The sequence below is a fragment of the Actibacterium naphthalenivorans genome (genome assembly GCF_014196965.1).
GTDB lineage: Bacteria > Pseudomonadota > Alphaproteobacteria > Rhodobacterales > Rhodobacteraceae > Actibacterium_A > Actibacterium_A naphthalenivorans.
Genome location: NZ_JACIEQ010000002.1, coordinates 466,312 through 492,728, shown reverse-complemented (window position 1 = coordinate 492,728; position 26,417 = coordinate 466,312). Strand labels below are relative to the sequence as shown.

The following is a 26,417-nucleotide window of genomic DNA, read 5'->3' as shown; positions in this document are numbered from 1 at the left end:
ATGCCCCCGACCAAAGCTCCGCTGGGCGCGCCCGCGTCGACACGTGACCCCCGGCTCGACTTCTTCCGTGGTCTCGCGCTGGTGATGATTTTTATCAACCACGTGCCGGGCAACCCGCTGGAAACCCTGACCAGCCGAAATTTCGGCTTTTCGGATGCGGCCGAGGGCTTTGTGTTCATGTCGGGGATGGCGGCGGGGCTGGCCTATCCCGCGGCCTTTGTCTGCCTGCCGCTGTGGCGCGCCGTCGCGAAATGCTGGGGCCGGGCATGGACGCTTTATTCCGTGCATCTGGTGATCTCGGTGATCTCGCTGGCGATCATGCTGGGCGCGGCCTACTGGTTCGGCGCGGATCAGATGCGGACGCTCAACAACGTCGCCCCGTGGATCAGGGCGCCGGAGAAAGCGACCATCGGCATCGCGACGTTGGGGCATCAGTTCGGCTATATCAACATCCTGCCGATGTACGCGGCGCTGCTGGTGATGACGCCCGTGATGATCCTGATCGGCCAGCGCAATATCTGGGTGATGCTCGGGGGATCGTTCCTGCTGTGGGTCATCACCGGCGAGGCGCGGCTGAACATGCCGGCCTTCCCCAATGAGGGAGGATGGTTTTTCAACCCGTTCGCCTGGCAGTTTCTGTTTGTCATCGGCCTTGCCACGGGGATGCGGCTGAAAACGGGCGAGCGGCTGTGCCCGAATGTAACGTGGGCACGCTGGCTGTCGCTGGCGGTGCTGGTGTTCGTTCTGGCGTGGGTGAAGATCGGCGTGATCCGTGACCCATGCAATGCCGCCCTCGGTTTCTTGCAGGACCACGGCTGGCCCTTCTATATCGTCAGCTTCGACAAGACCTTCCTTGCCGCTCCGCGCCTGCTGCATCTGCTGGCGCTGGTCTATTTCCTTTCGACCCAGAGGTGGGTGATGCACCTCTCCGCCAGCCGCTGGGTCTGGCCGGTACTGTTGATGGGGCGGTTCGGCCTGGCCTGTTTCGCGCTCGGCACGGTGCTGTCGATCCTTGGCCAGTCGATCCAGGCGGCGTTGATTGACGGTACCTGGGTGTTCGACATGGGCTATGTTTTCCTGGGGCTGGCGGTGCAGATGGCTTTCGCGCGGGTAAAGTGGCAACTGGCGAAGCCACCGGCCGAACGATAGCCGCGTGGCGCGGCTGCCGGGGCGGCGGGTCCCGGGCATGCACGCCCACCGGCTGGGAGCGGAAAGGCACCTGAACCCGCGCGGAACCGTGTCAGGGCCGATTGTGGCATCGATAACGTCTCGGCCTATGCCGCGCTCGCGGTTGTCGTGCCGATCACGGCCAGACAGTCGCCGGTCTGGATCAGCCCCGGAAAGTGGCGCGCCGCAAGAATGCCGGCCCGCTGGGCAAAATATTCCAAAGGCACGACGCCGGTTCTGTCAACGGGCCAGATCTTGGCGATCGGCTGCCCCTGCGAAACCTGATCGCCCAGATCCACAAGGGGTTCGACAAGCCCCTCGGAGGTTGCGAAATGGTAGCAATCATTCCCCGGCATATCGAGCATCAGGGACGGCTCGCGCTCGATCTCGCCGCGCAGGATGCCCGCGTGGATCAGCACGTTGCGCGCGCCCTTGCGGGCAATGCGCGCGGACCGCGCCGTCGCGGTGCCGCCGCCGCCAAGCTCGGTGGTGACGAAGACCTTGCCCTGCATCTCGACGGCGGTGTCATACATGCCGACATTGTCGATCTCGCGCAGCATCAGCGTATAGGGGGCGTTGAAGGCCTCGACCGCCGCGATGCAGGCTTCCTGCTGGGTTTGCGTGTCCAGATAATGCGCGCAGGCAAAGGGCAGGAAATCCAGCGTCTTGCCGCCGGAATGATAGTCGAGAACGATGTCGGCCATGGGTACGAGAATATTGTGAAAGTAATCCGCGATCTTTTCTGTCGCGCTCCCGTCCGCACGTCCGGGGAAGATCCGGTTCAGGTTCATTCCGTCGATGGGAGATACCCGTGTGGCGGCCCGGAAGGCCGGAAAGTTCATGTAGGGCACAATGATCACCCGGCCGGTGATTTCTTCGGGCTGCAGCTCATGCGCCAGCCGTTGCAGTGCGATCGGCCCCTCGTATTCGTCGCCGTGATTGGCGCCGGTCAGCAGGGCGGTGGGCCCGTCGCCGTTGCGCACCACCGTCACCGGGATCATCACCGCGCCCCAGGCGCTGTCGTTGCGCGAATGCGGCAGGCGCAGAAAACCGTGATGTTTGCCGTCCTTCTCAAGGGGAACGGTCGGGGTAATGGGGTTCGCGTTCATCCGTCTTTCACCATCAGCTTGCGGGGCACATCGGCAAGGCATTCGGGCGCGCCGTCGCCGATCACGATGCTTTCCGTGATTTCAAGGCCCCAGTCGTCCATCCACAGGCCGGTCATGAAATGAAAGCACATGCCGGGCTGCAATTCCGTCGTGTCGCCCGCACGCAAGGACATCGTCCGTTCGCCCCAGTCGGGCGGATAGGACATGCCGATGGGATAGCCGGTGCGATTGGTTTTCTCGATCCCGTAGCGGGCCAGAACCCCGAAGAACGCATTGGCGATATCCTCGCAGCGGTTGCCGGCGCGGGCCAGTTCAAGCCCCGCTTCCATACCCTCGAGCGTGGCCTTTTCGGCCTCGACGAAGGTGGGCGTCGGCTTGCCCAGAAACAGCGTGCGCGACAGCGGGCAGTGATAGCGATGCACCACGCCCGCGATTTCAAAGAATGTGGCTTCTCCGGCCTTGAGAGGGCGATCGTCCCACGTCAGATGCGGCGCCGAGGCATCGGCCCCCGAGGCCAGAAGCGGCACGAGGGCAGGATAATCTCCGCCAAACCCCAGCTTCGGGTCATAGCGCAGCCCGGCGTCATAGATTTCCGCGACCAGATCGCATTTGCGCATTCCCACTTCGGCCAGATCGAAGATGCGCGCATGCATCCGTTCGACGATCCGCGCGGCAGAGCGCATATAGCCAAGTTCGGCCTTGGATTTCACCGCGCGCTGCCAGTTGACCAGGGCGGTGGCATCTACCAGAACGCCCCGTGTCTGCCGGTCCAGCGCGGCATGGGCGGCGGCGCTGTACCAGTAGTTGTCCATCTCGACCCCGATGCGCCCGGCGTCCCAGCCCCGTTCGGTCAGCTTGGCGGCCAGGTAATCCATCGGGTGGCGCTCGGTCGATTGCACGTAGTGGTCGGGATAGCCGATGATATCGCCGTCGGCCATATAGCAGGTCCGCACCGCGCCGTTCGCATCCTGCCCGCGTCCGAACCAGACGGGTGCGCCGGTGGGTCCGATGATGACGCATTGATGCACGTAAAAGGACCAGCCGTCATAGCCGGTCAGCCAGGCCATGTTGGACGGGTCCGACACGATCAGGGCGTCAAGCCCGCGCGCCTCCATCGCCCTGCGCGTGGCCGCCAGGCGGGCCGCGTATTCGTCCGGTGTGAACAGAGGAGAAAGGTTGGGCATGACGGCCTCCGGTCAGGTGTTGAAAAGGGTACCAAGCCCCTGCGCGCGGGCACGGCGCAGGGCATGGATGGCGATCACGGTATCCTGCACGCCCGTCCCGGTCAGATCGGCGATGGTGATCTGTTCGGGGGTGGCGCGTCCCGGCGCGGTGCCTGCGACGATATCGCCCAGTTCGGGGAAACGGGCGTCTGCGGGCAGGGCGCCGCTTTGCACGGCGCTGCGCAATTCGCCCAGGGCCCGCGTCTGCGACAGGCGGTCGGGCACATAAAGATCGGCGCGGGCAAGGCTGGCCGGGTCGAGTTCGTTCTTGCCGTGCTGGTCTGACCCCATGGCGGTGACGTGCTGGCCCGGGCGCAGCCAGTCGGCCAAAAGGATGGGTCGCGTGGCCGGGGTGGTCGTCACGATCACATCCGCCTGTGCAACGCAGGTGGCGGGATCGGCGCAGGCGGTCGCCTTGATCCCCAGTTCTGCACCCATTTCGCGGGCGGCGGCATCGGCCCTGGCCGGATCGCGTGCCCAGAAGGTGGCACGGCGGATCGGACGCACGAGGCTCAGCGCGCGAAGCTGCATCCGGGCCTGCATGCCCGCCCCAAGGATACAGGCATGGGACGCATCCGCGCGCGCAAGGTGGCGCGCGGCCACGGCCCCGGCGGCGGCGGTGCGGATATCGGTCAGATAGCCATTGTCCAGCAACAGCGCCTGCACCTGTCCGGTGCGGGCGCAAAACAGCATCATAAGCCCCGAAGTGGACGCAAGGCCAAGCGCGGGATTGTCGAAGAACCCCGGCGACACCTTGATGGCAAAGCTGGGCAGCCCCGGCACATAGGCGGTCTTGACGTCGACCTCGCCATTGGCCTCGCGGATCGCCATCGACAGGATCGGCGGCATCACCACCGTTCCGGTGCCGAGCGCGCGAAACCCGTCCTCGACACACTCGACGGCCTGATCGTCCAGCGCGACGCAGCGGCGCAGATCGGCCTCGGACAGCAGGGTGATCTCGACCATCAGGCGCGCTGCTCCTGCATCAGATCCACGTCTTCGCCCGAGATCAGCCGATGGTGAAGCGCCATGTCGATGTTCCCACCGCTCAGCAGCACACCGACCGGTCCTTGCGCCGTGATCCGTCCGGACAACAGCGCCGCGACCCCGACGGCGCCCGCGCCCTCGACGATCTGGCGTTCCGCAAAGTAGCAGTGGCGTATGCCGGCGGCGATTTCAGGCTCGCTCAGCGTGACGACATCGTCCACAAGATCGCGCGCCATGGCAAAGCTGTACTGGTTCGCCAGGCCGATCCCGCCGCCCAGAGAATCCGCAAGCGTCGGCAGTTCATCCACCTGAACCGGACGGCCCGCGGCAAGGCTGGCCTGCATCGCGGCGCCGCGCTTCATCGAGATGCCGATGACCCGGATATCGGGGCGCTGCGCCTTGAGCGCCAGCGCCACGCCCGCGATCAGCCCGCCGCCCGAAAGCTGCACCAGCATCGTCGCCAGATCCGGCACGGCCTCAAGGACCTCAAGACCCAGCGTACCTTGCCCGGCGATGACGCGCGGGTCATCGAACGGGGGGATCATCACCATGCCGTCTTCCTGGATCATACGGTCCACCTCGGCCTGAGCCTCGTCTTGCGAGCGGCCGATGATGCGCGTCTCGGCACCCTCGGCGCGAATCGCCTGCAGCTTGTTGTCGGGCACCAGCGCAGACATGCAGATCACGCAGCGCACCCCGGATTTGCGCGCCGCATAGGCCAGCGCGCGACCGTGGTTGCCGGTAGACACGGCCACGACACCGCGCGCGCGTTCCGCAGGCGTCAGTTGCGCCACTGCGTTCGCCGCGCCGCGCAGCTTGAAGCTGCCGGTATGCTGGTGGTGTTCCTGCTTGAGCCAGACCGGCTGGCCCATATGGGTGCTGAGCGATGGAGAAGGGTCGCATGGGGTGGCCCGGACAATGCCCGCAACGCGCTGGTGTGCGCTTAGGATATCGGCAAGGACCGGTGCGTTCATGCGTGGCGCACCTTTTCCCCGAAGGCGTGGATCCGTCCGAAACCCGCCGGGATGGGCAATCCCGCAAGGCACAGCATGGCCCAGAAGCTGGCTTGGTTCGAGGTAATGACCGGCTTGCCCAGCTCTGCCTCGAGCGCGGCGATCAGCGGCACGGCGGGAAGGGCCGTGCAGGACAGAAACAGCGCCTCGGCCTCGGGGGTGTCGGCGTCGCGGGCCGCGGCCAGAATGGTCCGGGCGGACAGGCGCGCCATGTCACGGTCATCGGGCAGGCCAAGACAGGTGCAGCGCGCGACAGCGATCCCGGCCGCATCGAAATAGTCCAGCATCGGCGCGGTCGTTTCCGGCAGGTATGGCGTGAGAACCGAGATACGAGAGGCGCCAAGCGCCCGAAACGCCTGTGCGGCGGCAAGGATCGGCGTGACCACCGGAACGCCGGGCCGGGCCTGCCCGATATGTCGCGCGACCTCGGCGTCTCCGATCGCCACCGAGGCCGAGGTGCAGCCGTAACAGATCGCCGCAAGCGGTATGTCAGGCAACAAAAGCGCGGCGGCATCCGCAAGCTTGGGCGCCATCGCGCGCAGGTTCTCGGGCGTCGTGGGGTTGGCGAAGGGCACGCGCGTGACGTGCAGGGCCACGTCGTCTTGGGGCAACAGCCTGCGCGCGTCCCGCTCGATCGTCAGATCCGTCGCCAGCGCGATCAGACCCAGCCGCACGGGCCGACCGGGGGCGTCGAACTCCAGATCGCCGGCGAACTCCGAAACGATCCGGGGCGCTTGCGGGGCGGGGCGCGTCATACGACCAGAACCGGGCAATCCGAAAGCCCGGTCACCTTGTGCGAAACGCTGCCCAGCAGATACCCCTCGACCGACCCAAGCCCGCGCCGGCCAAGAACGATGAGGTCAACCTGATGGTCTTTCGCGAAGGCGACGAGCGAACGTGACGGATGCCCCGGTTTGACGAAGGCGCGGATATTGCTCAGCCCGGCGTTCTGCGCGACCGATTTTGCATGTTCCGCCACGCTTGTCGCATGTGCGCGCATCACGTCATCCATGTTCTCGGGCTCGGTGGGGCGGACCATGGAGAACGACGCTTCAAGAAGGCTGTGATGGCGGAAGACTGTCATGAGGTTCAATTCCGCGCCCCAGATCTTGGCAAGCTCGATCGCTTTCATCAGCGCCGCCTCCGCCCCTTTGGATCCGTCGAAACCGACAAGTATGCGTTTGAACACCGTGCGGCCCTCCGGTCAGTCGGCAAAGGCGAGATCGCGCAGGAACAGGGCGATCTGCGGAAAGAAAATCAACATCATGGATACGCCGAGCAGGATCACGATGAAGGGCGGCGTGCCCTTGATGACCTCGGCATAGGGGCGTTTGAAGACCGCGATGGCGGTAAAGATATCGCAGCCGAAGGGTGGCGTGGCCGACCCGATGGCGACCTGCAGCGTGATGATCGTGCCGACCAGCACCGGGTCCAGCCCGACGCTGTCGACCACCGGTGTGAAGATCGGCACGAGGATCAGGATGACGACGATCGGGTCGACGAACATGCAGCCCACGAAGAAGGCGATCGAGATGACGAACAGCACACCGATCGGCCCTATGTCAGAGATGCCGACGGCCGTCAGCATCTGCTGCGGGATCTGGGCGAAAGAGATGACCCAGGAAAACGCCGCCCCCGCCGCGACAAGAATGAACACGACGGCGGTGATCAGCCCGGTGGATTTGGCCGTATCATAGACGCCTTTCAGATCAAGCGAGCGGAAGATCGCGAATTCGAGGATCAGCGCGTAAAGCACGCAGACCGCCGCCGCCTCGGTCGGGCTGAAGATGCCGCCATAGATCCCGCCCACGATGATCGCCGGAAAGCCCAGCGGCCACAGCGCGCGCTGCACCGCGCGCAGCCGCTCGCCCCATGTGGCCTTGGGCTCGGTCGGCACGTTGTTTCGGATCGCATAGATCACGCTGTAGATCGAGAACAGCAGCAGGATCAGCAGGCCGGGCCCGACACCGGCGATGAACAGCTCGGCGATCGAGGTGTTCGAGACCACGCCATAGATGATCATCCCGATCGAGGGCGGGATCAGAAAGGCGATGTCCGAGGCGTTGATGATCAGCGCCAGCACGAAACTGTCCTTGTATCCGGCCTGAAGCATACGCGGACGCAGAGGCGACCCGATCGCGACGACCGTCGCCTGGGTCGAGCCCGAGACCGCGCCGAACATCGTGCAGGCCGCCGCCGTGGAAACGGCAAGCCCGCCTTTCACGTGGCCGACGAATTTCATCACCATGTCGATCAGCCGGTCAGCGGATTGGCCGCGCGTCATGATATCGGCGGCAAAGATGAACATCGGCACCGCGATCAGCGACGCGGGCCGGATCCCGGCCATCATCTGCTGCACCATGGTTTCCATCTGGCCAAAGCCGCCGAACACCATGAAAAAGCCGACGAAGGCGCCCATGATCAGCGGGATCATGATCGGAAACCCTAGCAACAGCAGGATGATCATGATCGCGAATATTGTGATGGCCATGCGCTAACCCTCAGATTTCGGTTTCGGTGTCGTCATAACCTTCGAGCACGCTGGTCGAGAGATAGATATCCTTGTCCAGCAGGTTCTTCACAGCCGTCAGCGCATATTGCGCCCCGGTCATGAAAAACCCCACAGGCACCCAAAGGTAGATGACCCAAACCGGGATCTGCAGCGATGGCAGCACGCGCCCCCGCGAGGCCAGCGTCACGATGTAGCTGACCGAGTAATAGCAAAGCGCGAACATGAGGATCGCGGTGATGATCGAGATCGCCACCATCAGGATCTTGCGCGCAGGCGCGGGCAGCGCGTCGTAGATCGCCGACATGCGGATGTGGCGCCCGTGCCGCGCGGCATAGCTGATGCCGGCAAAGGTGATCAGGACAATCAGGATGCGGTTCAGTTCTTCCGAGAAAAAGAGGCTCGACTGAAACACGAACCGCCCGATGACGTTCGAGATCGTGTTGAGCGCCATCAGCAACACGCCAGCGGCAAGCATCACCGCCTCGGTCCGGGCAATGGCAATGTCGATCATACCCAGAACACCGGGCAGCGCAGAGCCTTCGCCGCCCGTCACATCAGGATCCGTGGCGGCGGGCCGGGGCTGGTCTTCGGGATCTGCCGGGCTCATCAAAGCTTCTCCGTCATTCCTTGGGGGCATGCCCGCAGGGGCGGGGCGGCCGGTTGGCCGCCCCGGTCGGGCGGTTATTCGGCTGCCGCCGCGAGATCGGCTTTCATCTGCTCGAGGATCTTCTTGCCGCTGTCCCCGGTCATTTCGATGAAGGTCTCCTCGACGGTTCCGGCAGCGGCCTTGAAGGGCGCGCGTTCCTCTTCCGTCAGCACGATGACCTCCATTTCGGGCTTGGCCTTCTTGATCGCCTCAAGCGCCACCGACTCGAGATCCTTCTGATAGGCCAGGATGTATTCGAAGGCCGCGTCCGTGGCATTTTCGATCACCTGCTGGTCCGCTTCGGGCAGGGCGTCGTAGAAGTCCTTGTTGGCCATCAGGGCGGTGGTGAAGTTGTTGTGCCCGGCATAGATGATCACATCCGTCACTTCGTAAAGCTTGGTGGATTCGATGAACGAGGTGGGGTTTTCCTGACCCTGGATGATGTTGGTCTGCAGCGCGCCATACACCTCGCCCCACGGCAGCGGCGTGGGGGTCGCGCCGAACGCCTTGTAGCTTTCCACCAGCAGCGGGTTGGTCATGACGCGGAACTTCACCTCGTCAAGATCCTCGGGGCTGTGCACGGGCTTTTTCGTGGTCATCGCCACTTCACCCTCGGGGAACATCGTCAGAAGCTCCAGGCCCTGCGCGGCATAGAGTTCGGGGAACATCTCGTTCAGCGCGACGGAGTTGCGGAAAAAGCTGTTCAGCTGCTCGGTGTCGCCGGGCAGCAGATAGGGCACGAAAAAGACCTGCGCCTCGGGGATCAGCGATCCGGTGAAGCCCGGAGACTGATCGACGAATTGCAGGATGCCGGCCTGGGCCTGCTCCATGATATCAGCGGATTCGCCCAATGTGCCATAGGGGAAAAGCTGGATCGTGTGATCGGAATTGGCTTCGACCTCGGCCTTGAACTTCTGGGCGAATTTCCCCTGAACCTCTTCCAGCGCCTCTTCAAACGCATAGCGCCAGGTGTCGGCATGTGCAGCGGACAGGCCAAGGGTCATGGTTGCGACGGTTCCGGCGACAATCGCCGTGCGAATGGTCATTTCTATTCTCCTTTACGGCGTCGGGATCTGGCCGATCTCGATCACGCTGCAGTGTGGGAAACGGTGCTGAAAGCGCGCCTCTCAGGCCTGTTGCCTTGCAAGCTTGGGTGAGGCTGGCCATTGAAGAATGGTTTGTAAGCTGCGGCAATCAAATCAATCGATATATTAAATCATGACAATTTGACCGGGTTTCATAATCGACATTTCCGGGCGTTCGTTCTCTCGGAGCCCGGTTGGGTGGCGGTTTGCTTAAAAATTAATCCGTTTCATAAATTCGATCCGGGGCTTTCCCTTGTTCCGCCGGGCCGCTCAGCAATGTGGCAACGATGTCTATGCCGGTTTCAAAGGCTTTTTCGGAACGGTTCCCGACACAAAACCGGATGCCGGGATGATAGCTGGCGTCGTCGAGTGCGAACGGATTGCCGGGCGCAACGGCCAGCCCGCGTTCGCGCAGGCGGGCAACGACGGCAGCTTCATGCCCCGGCTCGGACAGCGGGATCCAGATGTGAAGGCCGCGCGGTGCGGCGCGGTGCCTTATCGGGCCCAGCCGATCCGCCGCGAACTGGTTGCGCCGCGCCAGCGCGCGACGCTGCCAGTGCAAAAGCTCTTCGGCTGTGCCCTCGGCGATCCAGCGCGCGCCGATTTCGCCCATCAGGGCCGTCGCCATCCAGCTCGTCGCGAGATGGCGATTGTTCGCGGCCTCTGCCAACCGCGGGGGAACGACAAGATATCCCACGCGCAGGCCGGGCAGCAGGCATTTGCTCAGCCCGGTGAAGTAAAGCGTCCTTTCCGGTGCGCGCATCGCCAGCGGGGCAGGGCGGTGCGGTTCAAGCGGGCCCCAGGCGTCATTCTCGACGATCATCAACCCGTGATGTCTGGCGACGGCACAGATCGCGTCGCGACGCTCGTTTCCCATGGTGCACGCCAGCGCATTCAGACCGGCCGGCATGGTATAGAGCGCCTTGACCTGCGTCGCGCTGCACAGGTTGTCGAGCGCTTCGGGCAGGATGCCCTCGTGATCCATTGGCAGTGCGGCAAGCCGGAGCCCGAGCGTGCGCGCCAGCGTCGGCAGCGTATGATGCCCCATCGCTTCGGTTGCCACCAGATCCCCTGCGGTCGTCACGCTTGTCAGGGCAACCGTCATGGCCGAGGTGCTGCCGTTGGTCATGATGACGCAGTCCGATGCGGTGCGAACGCCGCAACGTTGCAGCCAGGTCAACGCGGTCTGCACATGCGAACTATGCGCCGGCTGCGGGCGAAAGGACTGCAGCACGGCATCGGGCAGCGCGCTGGCCATGCCACCAAGCGTTTCGCTCATTTTCCGGGTGTGAAGCTCGGTCACGATCGGCGTCAACATGGAACAGTCGATGACTTTCTGCTCCGGGGTGACACGCTGATAAGGCGGCGCCGCCTCGCGCGCCGCAGTGGACACGAAGGTTCCGCGCCCGACCTCGCCGACAATCATCTGGATGCGGATCAGTTCCTCATAGGCGCGGCTGACCGTCTGAACCGACAGGCCCAGCTGATAGGCCAGTTCGCGGTGGGTCGGAAGCCTGTCGCCCGGGCGCAGGGCGCCGGTTTCAATGGCTGAAACGATCGCCTGGGCAAGGTACCGGTAGGCGGGTCGTTTCAGAGTGCCAGGGCGGGGAGGCCAGATTGTCATGCAACAATAGTTGGCGGGCACAGAAGAAATTGACAAGCCGGATCATAATTCGCAAGGGTGCGCGAATGTCAGAACATGCGCTCGATGATCGTGATATCGCGATCCTTTCGATCCTCGCGCGCGAGGGTCGCATCTCGAAGACCGAATTGTCGCGGCGGGTGAACCTGTCTGCAACGCCCTGCTGGCAGCGGCTCAAAAAGCTGGAAGCCGCCGGATTGATCACCGGCTATCACGCGGATATCGCGCTGACAAAGCTCGGTCCTCATGTGGTTGTCTTCGTGACGATCGAGCTGGAAAACCACCGCGCCGAGAATTTCCAGACCTTCGAGCGCACTATCCTGCGCTATGAAGAGGTGACCGCCTGTTGGGCGATCGGCGGGGGGTTTGACTATCTGCTGCAGGTCACCACGCGCGACATCGGGCGCTATCAGGATCTGATCGACGCGATGCTGGACGCCCGGATCGGGTTGAAGCGGTATTTTTCATATATCGTGACAAAGGCGGTGAAATCGGGCGGTGCGCCACCGTTTGACCTGCTCGTGAACGGCGCGCCCAGCAAGGGTTGACTGTCGGCGGGCGCCGAAATGGTGAAATCCTCTTTTTCCGGGCCAAGAAAAACGGAATCCTCCTCCCGTGTCAGAGGATGATGGTGCGTAGTCAAAACCCTGGAGCACCCGCGCGTGAACAGCCTGTCATCCATGCTGACCGATCCGGGCCTGTTGCATGAGGCCTCTTATATCAACGGGGACTGGGCCGATGCCTCCGACCGGATCGCGGTGCATGATCCGGCAACGGGCGGCGCGGTGGCCTGCATCGCGCGGATGGGGGCCGCGCAGGCGGCGTGCGCCGTGGATGCGGCTCAGGCCGCGTTTGGCCCATGGGCGCGGGCTTTGCCGCAGGAACGCGCGCGCCTGCTGCGCAACTGGTTCGATCTGATGATCGCGCATCGCGAGGATCTTGCGATCCTCATGACGATGGAGCAGGGCAAGCCCCTGTCCGAAGCGCGGGGCGAGATCGACTATGCCGCCGCGTTCCTTGAATATTACGCCGAAGAGACCCGCCGTCCCAATATCGAAAGCGTCACCTCGCATCTGCCCGATGCCGAGATGGAGCTGTGGCGCGAACCCGTTGGCGTGGCCGCGCTGATCACGCCCTGGAATTTTCCGTCCGCGATGATCACCCGCAAGGCCGCCGCCGCGCTGGCCGCCGGGTGCACGGTCGTCATCCACCCTTCGGCGCAGACGCCGCTTTCGGCGCTGGCGCTGGCGGACCTCGCGGCGCGGGCCGGGATACCCTCGGGCGTGCTGAATGTTGTCGCGGGCGATGCGGCCGAGATTGTGGGCACCTGGACCGCCGATCCGCGCGTGCGGGCGCTGTCCTTCACCGGCTCGACCGAGGTGGGCAAGCTGCTGTATCGCCAGTCCGCCGAGACGGTGAAACGTCTGGTGCTTGAGCTTGGCGGGCACGCACCGTTTCTGGTTTTCGCCGATGCGGATATGGATCTGGCGCTGGACGAGGCAATCAAGGCCAAATTCGCCACCTCCGGGCAGGATTGTCTGGGCGCCAACAGGTTTCTTGTCGAACGTCCGGCCTACGCGCGGTTCTGCGAAGGCTTTGCCACACGGGCCGCTGCGCTGACGCTGGGGCCGGGGATGACGGACCGCGATCTTGGCCCGCTGATGAACGAAGCCGCCGTGGCGAAACAACAGGCCCATGTGGCCGACGCGCTTGCCCGCGGCGCGCGGCTGCTGACCGGCGGTGCGCGTGATCCGCAGGGGCCGCTGTTCTTTCAGCCCACGGTGCTGGCCGACGTGCCCGCCGATGCACGCATCATGCACGAGGAAACCTTTGGCCCCGTCGCCGCCATCGCGCCCTTTGATACCGAGGAAGAGGCGATCACCCGCGCCAATGACACCGAATACGGGCTGGTCTCCTATGTCCACAGCACCGACCCCGCGCGGATCTACCGCGCCTCGCGCGCGCTGCAGTTCGGGATGGTGGCGGTGAACCGCACCAAGGTCACCGGCGCGCCCATTCCCTTTGGGGGCATGAAACAATCCGGCCTCGCCCGCGAGGGCGCCCGTCATGGGCTCGAGGCCTTTACCGATATCAAATATGTCTGCCGCAACTGGGCGTGACACGAAAGGAACGACAATGCTGACGAACGATCAACTGGCCGCCTGGGACCGCGACAATTTCTGCCACCCCTCGACCCATCTGGGGCAATTCGCGCGCGGAGAGGCCCCGCAGCGGATCATCACCGGCGGCAAGGGGGTTTTTATAGAGGATCGCGACGGCAACCGGTTTCTGGATGCCTTCGCCGGGCTTTACTGCGTGAACGTGGGCTATGGCCGCACCGAGATCAGCGACGCGATTGCCGAGCAGGCCCGCGAACTGGCCTATTACCACGCCTATGCCGGGCATGGCTCCGAGGCGTCGATCACGCTGGCCAAGATGGTGCTGGACCGCGCGCCAGATCACATGTCCAAGGTCTATTTCGGCCTGTCGGGGTCGGATGCGAACGAGACCAACATCAAGCTGATCTGGTATTACAACAACATCCTGGGGCGGCCCGCGAAGAAAAAGATCATCTCGCGCTGGCGCGGCTATCACGGGTCGGGGCTGATGACCGGGTCGCTGACAGGGCTTGAGCTGTTTCACAAGAAGTTCGACCTGCCGCTGTCACAGGTGATCCACACCGAGGCGCCGTATTATTTCCGCCGCCCCGACCCGGCCATGTCCGAGGCCGCCTTTACCGCCCATTGCGTCGCCGAGCTTGAGGCGCTGATCGCCCGCGAAGGCGCCGACACGATTGCCGCCTTCATCGGTGAGCCCGTTCTGGGCACCGGCGGTCTGGTCCCGCCGCCCGAAGGCTATTGGCCCGCGATTCAGGCCGTGCTGAAACAGCATGACATCCTGCTGATCGCCGATGAGGTCGTGACCGGCTTTGGCCGGCTTGGCACGATGTTCGGCAGCGACCACTATGGCATGACCCCGGATTTCATCACCATCGCCAAAGGGCTGACCTCGGCTTATGCGCCGCTGTCGGGATCGATCATTTCGGACCGCGTGTGGCAGGTGCTGGAACAGGGCACCGACGAAAACGGCGTGATGGGCCATGGGTGGACCTATTCCGCGCATCCCATTGGCGCGGCGGCGGGCGTGGCGAACCTGCGCCTGATCGACACGCTCGGCCTTGTAGACAACGCGGGCCACGTGGGCGCTTTGCTGACAGAGCGGATGCGCGCGGCAATCGGCGACCATCCCAATGTGGGCGAGGTGCGCGGCGAAGGCATGCTGTGCGCGGTGGAGCTTGTGGAAGACCGCGCCGCGCGGCGCTTCCTTGATCCGGTGGGGCAGATGTCGGGCAAGGTGGTCGCCGCGATGCACAGGAACGGCGTGATCGCGCGGGCGATGCCTCAGGGCGACATCATCGGCTTTGCGCCTCCGCTCTGCCTTGATGCGGACGAAGCGGATCAGATCGTGGCGGTGACGGCCCGGGCCATCACGGAAACATTTGGCTGACGGGGGGCGCAAGGCTCTGAAGTGGCCTTGCGGCTCGCTCTGAGCGCCCTGAACCGCGTGGTTTGGAGTCGGAGTTTTCCGATAAGCTTCGCTGGCCGGGAGAGGAGCGGAATCGCATGAAAACGCCAAGTTCCCGGAGGCGCACAGGGCGTTCAACTTGACGCGGGGTGAAGAAGGTACTCCGGTGGCCGAGATCTCCCGGCAGGCAAGGATCAGACAGGCAAGCTATTCAATTTGAATAAGAAGTCTCGCGGCCCTGTGCCCGATGTGACCCGCCGAACGCTCTGAGCGTCTGCCCGCAAGCTGAAGCTTGTCGACGAGATTCTGGTTGACTGGGGTGCGCAGGTCCGCCGGGCCCGCCGGGCGCCGCGGTTCGACATTTCGTGCCACCACGACACGTCCCGCCGCACGGGTCAGGCCGGCCTCTCAGGAGGGATCAACGAGATATGCGAGACCCCGGTTGTGCCTCGGAGTCTGCTTCAGACTGAAGACCGACAAGCCGGTGGAAGAGCGACGCAGCGACAAGCGGATTGAACTCTCCCCAGTGATGTCGCAGTCGCAGCAATGCGCGAAGCGCCCGATATTCGGGCAAACTGGTCAAGTTTCGGTTGCCATACGGGTCTCGATGAAAAAACTTAGCTTTCGAGTTCTCAAAACACATTGTTTTTCGGGCTCTGAAATTTCCTTTCATGTTGGGGTGGCGCGTCACCGGGCGGAACAATGATCACAACAGAAATACCTATCGTCTTTGACGGGCATAACGACGTTTTGCTCAAACTCTATCAAGCCGGTGGCGTTAGCGCCGCGGAGAGTTTCCTGAGCGGTCGCGATGGCGCGATCGACTGTCTCTCGGCCAAGGCTGGTGGGTTTGGTGGCGGTTTCTTCGCCGTCTATGTGCCGTCGCCTCAGGACCTCGAGTTCAAATTCGATCAGATGACGCAGGCGGCCTATGACCTGCCTTTGCCCGATCCGATCGATTGGCAGGACGCCTTTCCAGTTGTCATGGCGCAGGCGGCAATTCTGTTCGATCTCGAAAAGCGCGGCGCCTTGACCATCTGCCGGAGCGTCGCAGACATCCGCGCGGCCCTTGCGCAGGGGAGAATGGCGGCGATTTTTCATATCGAAGGGGCAGAGGGTATTGATGCCGATCTCAATGCACTCGAACTGCTCTATCGGGCCGGATTGCGTTCGCTTGGGCCCGTCTGGAGCCGTCCTACGATTTTTGGCCATGGCGTTCCCTTTCGGTTCCCGAGCACAGCGGACACCGGGCCCGGCCTGACGGAGCACGGGATCAATCTGGTCAAGCGCTGCAATGAGCTGGGGATCATGATCGATCTCTCCCATCTCAATGAGGCCGGATTTTGGGACGTGGCGCGCCTTTCCTCCGCGCCGCTTGTCGCCACGCATTCCAATGCTCATGCGATTTGCCCGCACAGCCGGAACCTGACCGACAAACAATTGGCCGCCATTCGCGAAAGCGATGGTATGGTGGGGCTGAATTTCGCGGTGGCATTCCTGCGCGACGACGGGCGCATGATATCCGATGTGCCGCTGACGCAGCTGTTGCGGCATCTCGACCATTTGATCGATCATCTGGGCGAGGATCGGGTGGGGTTGGGATCGGACTATGATGGCGCTGTGGTGCCTTCCGATCTGACGACCTGCGGCGGCCTGCCCAAACTGAGACAGGCAATGGCAGGGCATGGATATGGCGAGGCGTTGATCACCAAGCTGTGCCACGAAAACTGGCTGCGCGTGCTGGAAAAAACATGGGGGGGCTAACCCCCGAAAATTGCGCAGAGCTTACTACAACCGACCAACCGGAGAGGGTTAAAACATGAATGCTTTGAACAGACTACTCAGCGGCGCCGCAATTGGGCTTGCCGTAACCGTGACGTCCCTGGGTGCCTGGGCGGAAACGCCCGCCAATATGCTGGTCATCGCACACAGGATCGACGACGTGACCACGCTCGACCCGGCGGAGAGCTTTGAGTTCGCGGGCGGCGATATCAGCCGCAACGTCTATGGCCGCCTGGTCACTCTTGATCCGATGGATCTGGCGGCGGGCTATAAACCTGATCTGGCGACCGGCTGGGAGGTTTCCGAGGATGGCAAAACCATCACCTTCACCATGCGCGAAGGCGTGACCTTCCATTCGGGCAATCCGGTACGTGCAGAAGACGCGGCGTTTTCGCTGCAACGTGCGGTGATCTTGAACAAAACCCCGGCGTTCATTCTGACGCAATTCGGCTTTACCCCCGAAAACGTCACCGAGATGATCACGGCCGACGGCAATACGCTGACCCTCACCACGGACAAGAAATACGCCACCTCCTTTGTGCTGAACTGTCTGACGGCGACCATTGGCGGGATCGTCGACAAAGAGACGGTCATGGCGAATGAGGTTGACGGCGATATGGGCAACACCTGGCTGAAAACCAATTCGGCCGGCTCTGGCCCCTACAAGCTTGACGGCTGGAAGCCCAACGAGAGCGTTTCGCTGTCGTCATATCCCGACTACTACGGCCGTGAGCCAAGCATGAAGCGGGTGATTGTGCGCCACGTGATCGAAAGCGCCTCTCAGCGGTTGCTTTTGGAACGCGGCGACATCGATATCGCGCGTAACCTGAACCCCGAGGATATCGCGGGCGCCTCGGCTGAAGAAGGCATCAAGATCGAGGACGAGCTGAAGGGCCGTCTGATGTATCTTGCGCTGAACCAGAACCACCCGGTGTTGTCCAAGCCGGAAGTGCGGCAGGCATTCAAATATCTGGTCGATTACGAGGGCATGAAAGACAGCTTTCTGAAGGGCCAGTACACCATTCATCAAAACTTCCTGCCGGCGACCTATCTTGGCGCATCTGACGAGAACCCGTTCTCCTTGAACATTGAAAAGGCCAAGGAGCTTCTGGCCGAGGCCGGTGTCGAAGGGCTCGAGATCGAAGCGGGCGTGCGTGAAGCGCAGGAGCGGATCGAGATCGCGCAATCCGTGCAAAATACGTTGGCGCAGGTCGGGATCAAACTGAACATCACCGTTGGTACCGCCAAACAGATCCTTGCGCGCTATCGCGCCCGCGATCTGGATGTCTATCTTGGTGCCTGGGGGCCGGACTACCCCGATCCCCAGACCAACGCGGGCACGTTCGCCTACAATCCCGACAACAGCGTCGAGGCCAATGCCACCGGCCTGCTGGCGTGGCGGACGGCGTGGAATCCGGGTGACTTGACCGAAAAGGTCGACGCGGCGGTGACTGAAACGGATCGCGATACGCGGATCAAGATGTATCAGGACATGCAGGCCGAATTCCGCGAGGTTTCGCCCTTCGTCATCATGTTCCAGCAGATTGAGCAATCCGCCCTGCGTGAAAACGTGATGAACTTTTCGACGGGGCAGGCCGTGACCTCTGCCGCGTATTGGCAGGTTACCAAGTAAATGGCCCTTGCCGACAATGCAGATACGAGGCGCCCGAACCGGGCGCCTCTTTCCAGAGCTTCGTGGTCGGTGATCAAGACCGTCCTGAGCACCATAGGCTCCGTCGCGGTGACGCTTTTGGGGCTCTTGCTTGTCACCTTTGTCATTGGCCGCGTCATGCCGATTGATCCGGTTTTGTCCATCGTTGGCGAACGGGCGTCGCAATCAACCTATGACGCCGTATTTTACGAGTTGGGCCTCGACAAACCGCTGCTGGTTCAGTTTCTGTACTACCTCTGGGATGTGCTGCATCTGGATTTCGGCATTTCGCTTTTGAATGCGCGCCCCGTGTCCGAGGACATCGTTCGCGTTTTTCCGGCCACGCTCGAACTGGCCACGGTCGGCATACTGCTGGGCGTCGTCATCGGGGTGCCTCTGGGCGTTCTGGCGGCCGTGCGCAAAGATTCGTGGATCGACCAGATCGCGCGTGTCGTCGCCCTGGTTGGCTACTCCATGCCGATTTTCTGGCTGGGGCTGATGGGGCTTTTGATCTTTTACGGCATTCTGGGATGGGTCGGAGGGCCCGGACGCGTCGGCATCTTCTACGTTGATGTGGTTCCGACCGTCACCGGCTTGATCCTCGTGGACAGTCTGCTCGACGGAAACATCGAGATATTCAAGGATGCTTTCAGCCATATCATCCTGCCTGCGTCCCTGCTCGGGTATTACTCGCTTGCCTATATCAGCCGGATGACACGCTCCTTCATGCTGGAACAGATGAATGCCGAGTATATCACGACGGCGCGGGTAAAGGGCCTGTCGGAATGGGATGTGGTTTGGAAACACGCCTTCCGGAACATCCGCGTGCAGCTGATCACCGTGATCGCGCTGAGTTACGCGGGGCTTCTGGAGGGATCGGTGCTGACCGAAATCATCTTTAGCTGGCCCGGCATCGGCAGCTATATCACCACCGCGCTTCTGAGTGCGGATATGAACGCCGTACTCGGCGGCACGGTCGTGGTCGGGTTGATCTTCATCCTGCTCAACATCTTCTCTGACCTGCTCTACAAAATATTCGATCCGAGAGCGAAATAGTGTCTGACAGGCAAACCCTCAGAGATTGGCTTCTGACAGAGACGCCTACGTCGCGCCGGCATGCAAAACTTTCGGCGCTCTATCATGGCTGGCTGACGTTTCGGTCGAACTCGATGGCGATGCTCGGGCTGGCCATTCTTGTGGCTCTGGTGCTGACTGCGCTGTTCGCTCCGCTGCTCGCGCCACTCGATCCGTTCGAGCAAAACCTCAGCCAGCGGCTTTTGCCGCTCGGGGCCGAAAATCATCTGTTCGGCACGGACAGTCTTGGCCGGGACATTCTGTCCCGGCTGATCTATGGCGCACGCATCACCCTGTACATCGTGGCGCTCGTCGCCCTGATCGCCCCGATCGTCGGGCTTCTGGTCGGAACGGTCTCGGGCTATGTCGGCGGATGGATCGACACGGTCCTGATGCGCGTCACCGACATCTTCCTTGCCTTCCCGAGACTGGTTCTGGCTCTGGCCTTCGTCGCGGCGCTTGGCGCGGGGATCGAAAACGCGGTGATCGCCATCTCTCTCACCGCATGGCCGCCCTATGCCCGCATCGCGCGGGCCGAAACGCTTACCATCCGTTCCTCGGATTACATCAGCGCGATCAAGCTTCAGGGCGCAGGGCCGCTCAGGATCATCACCAAACATATCTGGCCGCTGTGCATCTCCTCGCTCATCGTGCGCGTCACGCTCGACATGGCGGGGATCATTCTGGCGGCGGCGGGGCTTGGTTTTCTTGGCCTCGGGGCACAGCCCCCCAGCCCGGAGTGGGGGGCGATGATTTCCGAAGGTCGGCGCTTCATTCTCGACCACTGGTGGGTCGCCACCATGCCCGGTCTTGCGATTTTCACCGTGTCTCTGGCCTTCAACCTTTTGGGCGACGGGCTGCGGGATGTGCTTGATCCAAAGGCAGGTGACTGATGTCCACCCTTCTTGATGTCGAAAACCTGTGGGTGAAATTCCCCAGCCGGCAGGGCGTCTTCGATGCCGTGCGCGGCGTGTCCTTCACGCTGGGCCGGGAACGGCTTGGTATCGTGGGCGAAAGCGGATCCGGCAAATCCATGACCGGGCGCGCCATCTTGCGCCTGATCCGCGCGCCCGGAATTGTCGAGGCAGATCACATCTCTCTCGAGGGCGTCGATCTGCTCAAGATGTCTGAGAAAGAGATGCGGGCCGTGCGCGGGCAACGCATCAGCATGGTGATGCAGGATCCGAAATTCTCGCTCAACCCGGTGATGACGATCGGTGATCAGATCATGGAGGCGTATCGGCTGCATAGCAGAGCCTCGAAAAGGGAAGCTTTCGCGAAATCCATCGAGATGTTGGAGGCGGTGTCGATCCGCGATCCATTCCGTGTGATGCGGGCCTATCCGCATGAAATGTCGGGCGGTATGGGGCAGCGGATCATGATCGCGATGATGCTGATCCCCAATCCCGAAATTCTCATCGCCGATGAGCCGACATCGGCCCTGGATGTGTCTGTCCAGAGGCAAGTTCTTGATATCATGGACAAGCTCGTCAAAGAGCGGGGCATGGGGCTGATTTTCATCAGCCATGATCTGAATCTTGTCGCCGACTTCTGTGACCGGGTTCTGATCATGTATGCCGGGCGTATCGTCGAAGTTTGCGAGGCGGACAGGTTGCACGAGGCAAAGCACCCCTACACTCGCGGCCTGCTGAACTCCTTGCCACGTCTGGACGCGCCGCGCGACCGACTCGAGGTGCTTGAACGTGATCCGGCATGGGCCGAGGCCCCAAGTGTGAGCGGACGGATATGAAGATGCTGGAAGTCAAGGCGCTCAACGTGTGGTTCGGAGCGGGCCGGGATCGGGTGGATGCCGTGAAGGGCGCGAATTTTACGGTTGAAGAGGGCGAGAGCTTTGGTCTCGTGGGCGAAAGCGGGTCCGGAAAATCGACCATTCTGCGCGCGATCAGCGGGCTTGCGCCACAGTGGTCCGGCGGGATCAACGTCAACGGTATGAGCCTTGGAAGAAGACGCCCGAACGCGTTCTACAAAACCGTGCAAATGGTCTTCCAGGATCCCTATGCATCACTTCACCCCCGTCATTCCGTTGATCAGGTTTTGGGGGAAACCCTGTATTTGCATGGCTTTCGCGACATCGACGCGCGGGTTGTTCGGCTGTTGGATGACGTGGGGTTGGGACAAAAGTTCCGCTTCCGTTACCCGCATCAGCTGTCAGGGGGGCAACGGCAACGCGTGGCCATCGCCCGCGCACTGGCGCCTGAGCCAAAACTGTTGCTGCTCGATGAACCGACCTCGGCCCTGGATGTGTCTGTTCAGGCCGAAGTCCTCAACCTGTTGGCGGATTTGCGGGCGGATCATGGATTGACCTATCTCATGGTCTCGCATGACCTGTCGGTGGTGAGCCATGTGTGCGACCGCCTGGCAGTGATGAAAGACGGAGAAATCGTCGAGGTCATGGATGTCGCAGCGCTGCGCCAAATGCGGGCGACCCACCCCTATTCGCAACAGCTTTTGCAGGCGTCGATATGATAGCTCAGGGGCCTGTGCCAGAATTGGGCACTCCAAGAGCCAGGTCCCTCGCTCCCCGCGATGCGGCTTGGCTTTGAAACATGCGGCTGCGGTATTCCCAAATTGACAGGTGGTGGAGAGACAGCTGAACTGATGCGGCGGATGCCCCCAGACGGCATCGGATGTGCCATAACAGTTTCGTAGGAACCGACGCCCGTATCCGAAAGGCTGACCATGGGCTGGTCGATGGGAATTCCAAATTGAACCTGTTTCCGATGCTGTCTCTTAACTTCGTCAGCGAAGGCGGATGTGCGAATGGGGCGGAAGCCTTTACGTTTGTTCCGAGGTTTCGACGCTGGCCCGGGTGGTGACATCTGACAGTTCTTGACGTTTGCGCCGCAACAGGGCGCCGAGCTTGCTGAAGAGCTCTGACCGCGCGGACCCAGGGCGCCAGGCAAGAACCACATGACGGGGGCAGGCGTCGGGGAGGGGCGTCAGCTGCACCTGTTCGGTTCCGACCACGCCAGCCTCCACCGCGAGGTTTGGCAAGAGGGTGATCCCCAAGCCTTCGGAAACCATGGCGATCAAGGTGGTCAGGCTGGTCGCGGCAAAGCTGTCTTCAGCGGCAGATATGCGCCCCGGATAGGCTTCCAGCGCATGACGCTGGAGGCAATGACCCTTCTCGAGGAGCATCAGCTGCCCGCTTTGCGTCAGTGCTTCGGCACCTTGCGGCGTGGGCCAGCCGGACGGAGAGGCCAGTTGATAGCCGTCTTCGAACAGCGGCAGGATATCCAGTGCGCCGGTCTCGAAAGGCAGGGCGATCAACACCAGGTCGAGACGCCCCGCGGCGAGACCCTCGATCAGACTCTCGGTCATCTCTTCCCGCAGGTAAACGCGCAGCTTCGGAAAGGCGCTCCGGATCGCGGGCAGGGCACGGGGCAGCAGGTAGGGCCCGATCGTCGGGATCGAGCCGAGCTTGAGATCGCCTTCGAACGGGTTTTGATGGGCCTGGGCGAGGGTCTCGATCTCGGCGGCGTCCAGCAACAGACGCCGGGCACGGGCGGCGATCTCTTCGCCCAAGGGGGTCAGCATGACGCTGCGCCGGGTCCTTTCGATCAACTGCACGCCCAAACGCTCTTCCAGCTCCTTGATCCCGGCACTGAGAGTTGGTTGGGTGACAAAGCAGATTTCAGCCGCGCGCGAGAAATTCAACGTCTCGGCGACGGCGGTCAGAAAACGCAATTGGCGAAGGGTCAGCATTGATAGATCTAACCTATAACTCCTAGAGTTATATTCAATTTCATCTATAAGTGTCCAGCGGCTATCTTTGTTTCATCGAGACGCTGATAAGAAGGACAGCAAAAAATGACCGATCAAACCCAACACACCGGCGCGCGTCTGAATGAAGCCGCCCCCGCCTTTGATGCCCCCACAACCCATGGCCGTAAAACGCTTGAGGATTATCGCGGCAAGTGGCTTGTCCTGTTCTCGCACCCTGCCGATTTCACGCCCGTTTGCACCACGGAATTCATCGCTTTCGCCAGAAAACATGATGATTTCGCCGCGCGCAGCACAGAGCTTTTGGGCCTGTCCATCGACAGCCACTACAGCCACATCGCCTGGGTGCTGAACATCAAGGAGAAGTTCGGCGTGGATGTGCGCTTTCCGATCATCGCAGACCTGAACATGGCGGTGGCCCAGGCGTATGGCATGATCCAGCCGGGGGCCTCTGATACAGCGGCGGTGCGCGCGACCTTCCTGATCGACCCCGAGGGGGTGCTGCGCGCCATGGTCTACTATCCGATGAATGCGGGCCGCTCTGTCGACGAGATCTACCGCCTGCTGGTCGCGATGCAGACCGCTGACGAGCACAAATGTGCGATGCCCGAGAACTGGAAACCCGGCGAGCCTGTCATCGTGCCGACACCCGCGACACCCGAAGCCGCAGTGGCGCGTGCAGGCGAAGGCTTTGATACCGTCGACTGGTATTTCTCGACGCGGACGCTGTGACGCTGTCGGGCGGGCCCGCTGGGGCCCGCCCCCCTTTCAATTCATTTCAGGAGGCAGACCCATGACCACCGCGACCCAAGCGAACATCGACGCCCTCAACGCCGTACTCAGCCAGACCTTCCGCCTCTATGTGCAAACCCACGGCTATCACTGGAATGTCGAAGGCCCGGATTTTCGCCAATTGCACGCCGTGTTCGAAGCGCAGTACCAGAACCTCTGGGGCGCGCTGGATGACATCGCCGAGCGTATCCGCATTCAGGGTGCCTACGCCCCCGGCACCGTAGCGGATCTCATGACCAATGCGGGCGCCGAAGACGCGCCCGCGCAATCCGCAGAGGAGATGGTCGAGAAACTCATCGCTGGACACGAAGCGCTCGCCGCCACCCTGCGCGACGCCATCGGCACCGCCGGTGACGCAGGCGACGAGGTGTCCGCCGGGCTCCTGACCGATCGGCTGGAGTGGCACGAAAAGGAACTCTGGATGATGAAGGCCAGCGCCCGCTAGGCCATGCTGGCCGGGAGCACAGGCCTGGCCAGCGCACGAAAGAACGACAAGGAGCAGAGACATGACCAATCCCATCGTCAAAGCGTTCTGGGACAAACCGACCGGAAGCTGGCAATACGTCTTTCATGATCCCGACACGATGAAAGGCGCCATTGTCGACCCGGTCCTCGATTTCGATCCGCTGGCCGGCGCGACCTCTACCGCGAATGCCGAGCGTCTTCTGGAATACGTGCGCGAAACGGGGATCGAGCTTGACTGGATCCTCGATACCCATCCGCACGCCGATCACTTTTCGGCGGCGCAGTGGCTCAAGTCGCAGACGGGCGCGCCCACCGCCATCGGGGAAAAGGTGATCGAGGTTCAAAAGCTGTGGCAAGGCATCTACAACCTGCCCGAGGATTTCCCGACCGACGGCCGCCAATGGGACCATCTGTTCGCGGATGGCGACAGCTTCATGGTGGGCAACGTGCCGGTGACGGTGATGTTTTCGCCGGGGCATACGCTGGCATCCATCACCTATGTCGCGGGCGATGCGGCCTTCGTGCATGACACGCTGATGATGCCGGACAGTGGCAGCTCGCGCGCCGATTTCCCGGGCGGCAGTTCCAGCGCGCTTTATGACAGCATCTGTGCCATCCTCGCCCTGCCAGAAGAGACGCGGATCTTCGTGGGCCACGACTACGCCCCGAACCGTGAGGCGCAATGCGAGGCCACGGTGGCCGAACACCGCGCGGAGAACATCCACTGGAAGGGCGCTCCGTCCGAGGCCGAGTACCGCGCCGTGCGCGATGCCCGCGATGCGACCCTGCCGCTGCCCAAGCTGATGCTGGCCGCCTTGCAGGTAAATATCCGCGGCGGCCGCCTTCCCGAACCCGAGGACAACGGCCGATCCTACCTGAAGCTGCCCCTCAACGCATTCCAAAGCCGCTGATCCGCAGCCGCCACAGCCTTCAGCCGCGCCGAGGGGAGTGGCGGCCTTTTACGCAGCGCAACATGAATCTCAGCCCCGCCCGAAACGGCGGGGCTGTGCCGTTTTCGCGCGGGCGTGCCCTGCGGTGCGCGGGGGAACCTTCCCAGAAAACGATTGTTCCTGCGGGCGGAGCGAGCTTGCCCCTGGTGAGGCTCTTCCTGATTTGCAGGGTTTTGGTGCGTCTGTATTCTTGGCGACTTACGCGAGCGATCAGCAATTGCCGGGCTATGATGAGTTCGGAGTGATGTGTGTGACGAGCAACACGCCGTTTGATGAGGTTACAAAAGCGGCAGTTTTGATCAGCGATACCAATGCTTCTCATGTAACGCGCACCGTCGACGATGCTCACGATCCATCAGATGACCATGATCCGGGTCCTACCGATTACATCCCGTTCTAAGCTGAATTGTGGGCGCATATCCCTTGTGCGCCCACATGCGGAAATCCGCATCCATGTATGCGCCATTGTTGCGAGATCTCGTAACGCATTGAATGGAAAAGTAACATGGCGGGCCGAAGCCGACGAAACCGAGAACTACGTCTACGCTATAGCCCTCCAAAATGACTGATTTTGTTCCATGCGCGGAGTTAGCGCCTCTCCTCAGTAAGATTTTTCGCGCAGCGATGTCACATCTGGAGAGCCTGCCTTGTCATCCTTTTAGTAGCCACATTTCAAAGGAGACAAAGATGGCCAACGAAAATACCACAATAATCGATCCAAAGGCGAAGTGCCTGACCCTGATTAATGTCTATGAGGTCGATCCCGAGAAGCAGGCCGAATTGGCTGAAGCCCTCGCGGCCTCGACGGAAAGCACCATCCGACATCAGCCTGGCTTCATCTCGGTCTGCATTCACAACAGCCTGGATGGCATGAAGGTTGTGAACTATGCGCAATGGGCGACCAAGGAAGATTTCGAGGGCTTCATGAAAAAGCCAGAGACGCAGGCGCAGCTCAAGCAATTCGCAGGCCTCGCAAAATCGGTCGCACCAAGTCTCTACAAGGTCGATACTGTACACGCAGCATAGGAAACCCCGACAGGGTATTGGCAC

26 protein-coding genes are annotated in these 26,417 nt (G+C 62.1%); 15 read left to right on the top strand and 11 right to left on the bottom strand.

Features of this window, described 5'->3' with window-relative positions; all coding sequences use genetic code 11:
* Nucleotides 1-1,149 carry an OpgC family protein gene (locus tag GGR17_RS10755; RefSeq protein WP_054538980.1) on the top strand — a complete coding sequence of 383 codons (1,149 nt, stop codon included), beginning with the start codon at nt 1-3 and terminating at the stop codon, nt 1,147-1,149.
* A 125-nt stretch (nt 1,150-1,274) separates the two neighbouring features.
* Here GGR17_RS10755 and doeB read toward each other — a convergent pair whose 3' ends face one another.
* The 10 genes from doeB to ehuR all read right to left on the bottom strand — a co-directional run bounded on the left by doeB (nt 1,275) and on the right by ehuR (nt 11,366).
* Nucleotides 1,275-2,276, bottom strand: a complete 1,002-nt coding sequence (doeB, locus tag GGR17_RS10750; RefSeq protein ID WP_054538979.1) for a N(2)-acetyl-L-2,4-diaminobutanoate deacetylase DoeB — start codon at nt 2,274-2,276, stop codon at nt 1,275-1,277.
* Nucleotides 2,273-3,460, bottom strand: coding sequence for an ectoine hydrolase DoeA (gene doeA / locus GGR17_RS10745; protein WP_054538978.1), 1,188 nt, complete (start codon nt 3,458-3,460; stop codon nt 2,273-2,275). Before doeA ends, doeB begins: the two co-directional genes overlap by 4 nt.
* A 12-nt stretch (nt 3,461-3,472) precedes the next feature.
* The gene (eutC, locus tag GGR17_RS10740) at nt 3,473-4,465 is read right to left on the bottom strand and encodes an ectoine utilization protein EutC (RefSeq protein WP_054538977.1); all 993 of its coding nucleotides are present in this window, start codon (nt 4,463-4,465) and stop codon (nt 3,473-3,475) included.
* The gene (eutB, locus tag GGR17_RS10735) at nt 4,465-5,460 is read right to left on the bottom strand and encodes a hydroxyectoine utilization dehydratase EutB (RefSeq protein ID WP_054538976.1); all 996 of its coding nucleotides are present in this window, start codon (nt 5,458-5,460) and stop codon (nt 4,465-4,467) included. The genes eutC and eutB overlap by 1 nt, the downstream gene beginning before the upstream one ends.
* A complete protein-coding gene (locus GGR17_RS10730; protein WP_054538975.1) occupies nt 5,457-6,254 on the bottom strand; it encodes an aspartate racemase/maleate isomerase family protein in 798 nt (265 codons plus the stop codon). Before GGR17_RS10730 ends, eutB begins: the two co-directional genes overlap by 4 nt.
* A complete protein-coding gene (locus GGR17_RS10725) occupies nt 6,251-6,688 on the bottom strand; it encodes a universal stress protein (protein WP_054538974.1) in 438 nt (145 codons plus the stop codon). Before GGR17_RS10725 ends, GGR17_RS10730 begins: the two co-directional genes overlap by 4 nt.
* A 15-nt stretch (nt 6,689-6,703) precedes the next feature.
* Nucleotides 6,704-7,990, bottom strand: a complete 1,287-nt coding sequence (locus tag GGR17_RS10720; protein WP_054538973.1) for a TRAP transporter large permease — start codon at nt 7,988-7,990, stop codon at nt 6,704-6,706.
* Nucleotides 7,991-8,000: 10 nt separating this feature from the next.
* Nucleotides 8,001-8,522 carry a TRAP transporter small permease gene (locus GGR17_RS10715; protein ID WP_235974480.1) on the bottom strand — a complete coding sequence of 174 codons (522 nt, stop codon included), beginning with the start codon at nt 8,520-8,522 and terminating at the stop codon, nt 8,001-8,003.
* Nucleotides 8,523-8,692: 170 nt separating this feature from the next.
* The gene (locus tag GGR17_RS10710) at nt 8,693-9,703 is read right to left on the bottom strand and encodes a TRAP transporter substrate-binding protein (protein WP_054538971.1); all 1,011 of its coding nucleotides are present in this window, start codon (nt 9,701-9,703) and stop codon (nt 8,693-8,695) included.
* 256 nt (nt 9,704-9,959) lie between these two features.
* Nucleotides 9,960-11,366, bottom strand: a complete 1,407-nt coding sequence (ehuR, locus tag GGR17_RS10705) for a MocR-like ectoine utilization transcription factor EhuR (protein ID WP_207642702.1) — start codon at nt 11,364-11,366, stop codon at nt 9,960-9,962.
* Between the two features lie 65 nt (nt 11,367-11,431).
* Between ehuR and GGR17_RS10700 the strand changes: the two genes are divergently transcribed.
* The 9 genes from GGR17_RS10700 (at nt 11,432) to GGR17_RS10660 (ending at nt 21,903) form a co-directional block, all read left to right on the top strand.
* Complete coding sequence (locus GGR17_RS10700; RefSeq protein WP_054538970.1) at nt 11,432-11,932, top strand: Lrp/AsnC family transcriptional regulator; 501 nt, start codon at nt 11,432-11,434, stop codon at nt 11,930-11,932.
* 132 nt (nt 11,933-12,064) lie between these two features.
* Nucleotides 12,065-13,504: an NAD-dependent succinate-semialdehyde dehydrogenase gene (locus GGR17_RS10695; RefSeq protein ID WP_054538969.1), complete on the top strand. Its 1,440-nt coding sequence runs from the start codon at nt 12,065-12,067 to the stop codon at nt 13,502-13,504.
* Between the two features lie 16 nt (nt 13,505-13,520).
* Complete coding sequence (locus tag GGR17_RS10690; RefSeq protein WP_054538968.1) at nt 13,521-14,891, top strand: aspartate aminotransferase family protein; 1,371 nt, start codon at nt 13,521-13,523, stop codon at nt 14,889-14,891.
* 720 nt (nt 14,892-15,611) lie between these two features.
* Nucleotides 15,612-16,673, top strand: a complete 1,062-nt coding sequence (locus GGR17_RS10685; RefSeq protein WP_054538967.1) for a dipeptidase — start codon at nt 15,612-15,614, stop codon at nt 16,671-16,673.
* A gap of 55 nt (nt 16,674-16,728) precedes the next feature.
* A complete protein-coding gene (locus GGR17_RS10680) occupies nt 16,729-18,324 on the top strand; it encodes an ABC transporter substrate-binding protein (protein WP_054538966.1) in 1,596 nt (531 codons plus the stop codon).
* The gene (locus GGR17_RS10675) at nt 18,325-19,398 is read left to right on the top strand and encodes an ABC transporter permease (RefSeq protein ID WP_054538965.1); all 1,074 of its coding nucleotides are present in this window, start codon (nt 18,325-18,327) and stop codon (nt 19,396-19,398) included. It abuts the gene before it with no gap.
* On the top strand, nt 19,398-20,309 hold the full coding sequence (gene nikC, locus GGR17_RS10670; RefSeq protein WP_054538964.1) for a nickel transporter permease: 912 nt from the start codon (nt 19,398-19,400) through the stop codon (nt 20,307-20,309). The genes GGR17_RS10675 and nikC overlap by 1 nt, the downstream gene beginning before the upstream one ends.
* Entirely contained in the window at nt 20,309-21,166 is an 858-nt protein-coding gene (locus GGR17_RS10665; protein ID WP_054538963.1) for an ABC transporter ATP-binding protein, read from the top strand. Before nikC ends, GGR17_RS10665 begins: the two co-directional genes overlap by 1 nt.
* A complete protein-coding gene (locus tag GGR17_RS10660; protein WP_054538962.1) occupies nt 21,163-21,903 on the top strand; it encodes an ABC transporter ATP-binding protein in 741 nt (246 codons plus the stop codon). Before GGR17_RS10665 ends, GGR17_RS10660 begins: the two co-directional genes overlap by 4 nt.
* A 309-nt stretch (nt 21,904-22,212) precedes the next feature.
* Here the strand turns inward: GGR17_RS10660 and GGR17_RS10655 are convergent, their stop codons facing one another.
* On the bottom strand, nt 22,213-23,142 hold the full coding sequence (locus tag GGR17_RS10655) for a LysR substrate-binding domain-containing protein (protein WP_054538961.1): 930 nt from the start codon (nt 23,140-23,142) through the stop codon (nt 22,213-22,215).
* A gap of 105 nt (nt 23,143-23,247) precedes the next feature.
* Here GGR17_RS10655 and GGR17_RS10650 point away from each other — a divergent pair, with 105 nt between their 5' ends.
* The 5 genes from GGR17_RS10650 to GGR17_RS10630 all read left to right on the top strand — a co-directional run bounded on the left by GGR17_RS10650 (nt 23,248) and on the right by GGR17_RS10630 (nt 26,393).
* Nucleotides 23,248-23,892 (top strand): peroxiredoxin, encoded by a 645-nt coding sequence (locus tag GGR17_RS10650; RefSeq protein WP_054538960.1) that lies wholly within the window; start codon nt 23,248-23,250, stop codon nt 23,890-23,892.
* A gap of 61 nt (nt 23,893-23,953) precedes the next feature.
* Complete coding sequence (locus tag GGR17_RS10645) at nt 23,954-24,397, top strand: Dps family protein (protein ID WP_054538959.1); 444 nt, start codon at nt 23,954-23,956, stop codon at nt 24,395-24,397.
* Between the two features lie 61 nt (nt 24,398-24,458).
* The gene (locus GGR17_RS10640; protein WP_054538958.1) at nt 24,459-25,328 is read left to right on the top strand and encodes an MBL fold metallo-hydrolase; all 870 of its coding nucleotides are present in this window, start codon (nt 24,459-24,461) and stop codon (nt 25,326-25,328) included.
* 124 nt (nt 25,329-25,452) lie between these two features.
* A complete protein-coding gene (locus tag GGR17_RS10635; protein ID WP_157445561.1) occupies nt 25,453-25,767 on the top strand; it encodes a hypothetical protein in 315 nt (104 codons plus the stop codon).
* Between the two features lie 287 nt (nt 25,768-26,054).
* Entirely contained in the window at nt 26,055-26,393 is a 339-nt protein-coding gene (locus GGR17_RS10630; RefSeq protein ID WP_054538957.1) for an antibiotic biosynthesis monooxygenase family protein, read from the top strand.
* Nucleotides 26,394-26,417: the final 24 nt, after the last annotated feature.

Excerpts from the sequence above, each read along its gene's own strand:
- GGR17_RS10755 (WP_054538980.1), top strand. The coding sequence starts at position 1 with ATGCCCCCGACCAAAGCTCCGCTGGGCGCGCCCGCGTCGACACGTGAC.
- doeB (WP_054538979.1), bottom strand. The coding sequence starts at position 2,276 with ATGAACGCGAACCCCATTACCCCGACCGTTCCCCTTGAGAAGGACGGC.
- doeA (WP_054538978.1), bottom strand. The coding sequence starts at position 3,460 with ATGCCCAACCTTTCTCCTCTGTTCACACCGGACGAATACGCGGCCCGC.
- eutC (WP_054538977.1), bottom strand. The coding sequence starts at position 4,465 with ATGGTCGAGATCACCCTGCTGTCCGAGGCCGATCTGCGCCGCTGCGTC.
- eutB (WP_054538976.1), bottom strand. The coding sequence starts at position 5,460 with ATGAACGCACCGGTCCTTGCCGATATCCTAAGCGCACACCAGCGCGTT.
- GGR17_RS10730 (WP_054538975.1), bottom strand. The coding sequence starts at position 6,254 with ATGACGCGCCCCGCCCCGCAAGCGCCCCGGATCGTTTCGGAGTTCGCC.
- GGR17_RS10720 (WP_054538973.1), bottom strand. The coding sequence starts at position 7,990 with ATGGCCATCACAATATTCGCGATCATGATCATCCTGCTGTTGCTAGGG.
- GGR17_RS10715 (WP_235974480.1), bottom strand. The coding sequence starts at position 8,522 with ATGATCGACATTGCCATTGCCCGGACCGAGGCGGTGATGCTTGCCGCT.
- GGR17_RS10710 (WP_054538971.1), bottom strand. The coding sequence starts at position 9,703 with ATGACCATTCGCACGGCGATTGTCGCCGGAACCGTCGCAACCATGACC.
- ehuR (WP_207642702.1), bottom strand. The coding sequence starts at position 11,366 with ATGACAATCTGGCCTCCCCGCCCTGGCACTCTGAAACGACCCGCCTAC.
- GGR17_RS10700 (WP_054538970.1), top strand. The coding sequence starts at position 11,432 with ATGTCAGAACATGCGCTCGATGATCGTGATATCGCGATCCTTTCGATC.
- GGR17_RS10695 (WP_054538969.1), top strand. The coding sequence starts at position 12,065 with ATGCTGACCGATCCGGGCCTGTTGCATGAGGCCTCTTATATCAACGGG.
- GGR17_RS10690 (WP_054538968.1), top strand. The coding sequence starts at position 13,521 with ATGCTGACGAACGATCAACTGGCCGCCTGGGACCGCGACAATTTCTGC.
- GGR17_RS10685 (WP_054538967.1), top strand. The coding sequence starts at position 15,612 with ATGATCACAACAGAAATACCTATCGTCTTTGACGGGCATAACGACGTT.
- GGR17_RS10680 (WP_054538966.1), top strand. The coding sequence starts at position 16,729 with ATGAATGCTTTGAACAGACTACTCAGCGGCGCCGCAATTGGGCTTGCC.
- GGR17_RS10675 (WP_054538965.1), top strand. The coding sequence starts at position 18,325 with ATGGCCCTTGCCGACAATGCAGATACGAGGCGCCCGAACCGGGCGCCT.
- GGR17_RS10665 (WP_054538963.1), top strand. The coding sequence starts at position 20,309 with ATGTCCACCCTTCTTGATGTCGAAAACCTGTGGGTGAAATTCCCCAGC.
- GGR17_RS10660 (WP_054538962.1), top strand. The coding sequence starts at position 21,163 with ATGAAGATGCTGGAAGTCAAGGCGCTCAACGTGTGGTTCGGAGCGGGC.
- GGR17_RS10655 (WP_054538961.1), bottom strand. The coding sequence starts at position 23,142 with ATGCTGACCCTTCGCCAATTGCGTTTTCTGACCGCCGTCGCCGAGACG.
- GGR17_RS10650 (WP_054538960.1), top strand. The coding sequence starts at position 23,248 with ATGACCGATCAAACCCAACACACCGGCGCGCGTCTGAATGAAGCCGCC.
- GGR17_RS10645 (WP_054538959.1), top strand. The coding sequence starts at position 23,954 with ATGACCACCGCGACCCAAGCGAACATCGACGCCCTCAACGCCGTACTC.
- GGR17_RS10640 (WP_054538958.1), top strand. The coding sequence starts at position 24,459 with ATGACCAATCCCATCGTCAAAGCGTTCTGGGACAAACCGACCGGAAGC.
- GGR17_RS10630 (WP_054538957.1), top strand. The coding sequence starts at position 26,055 with ATGGCCAACGAAAATACCACAATAATCGATCCAAAGGCGAAGTGCCTG.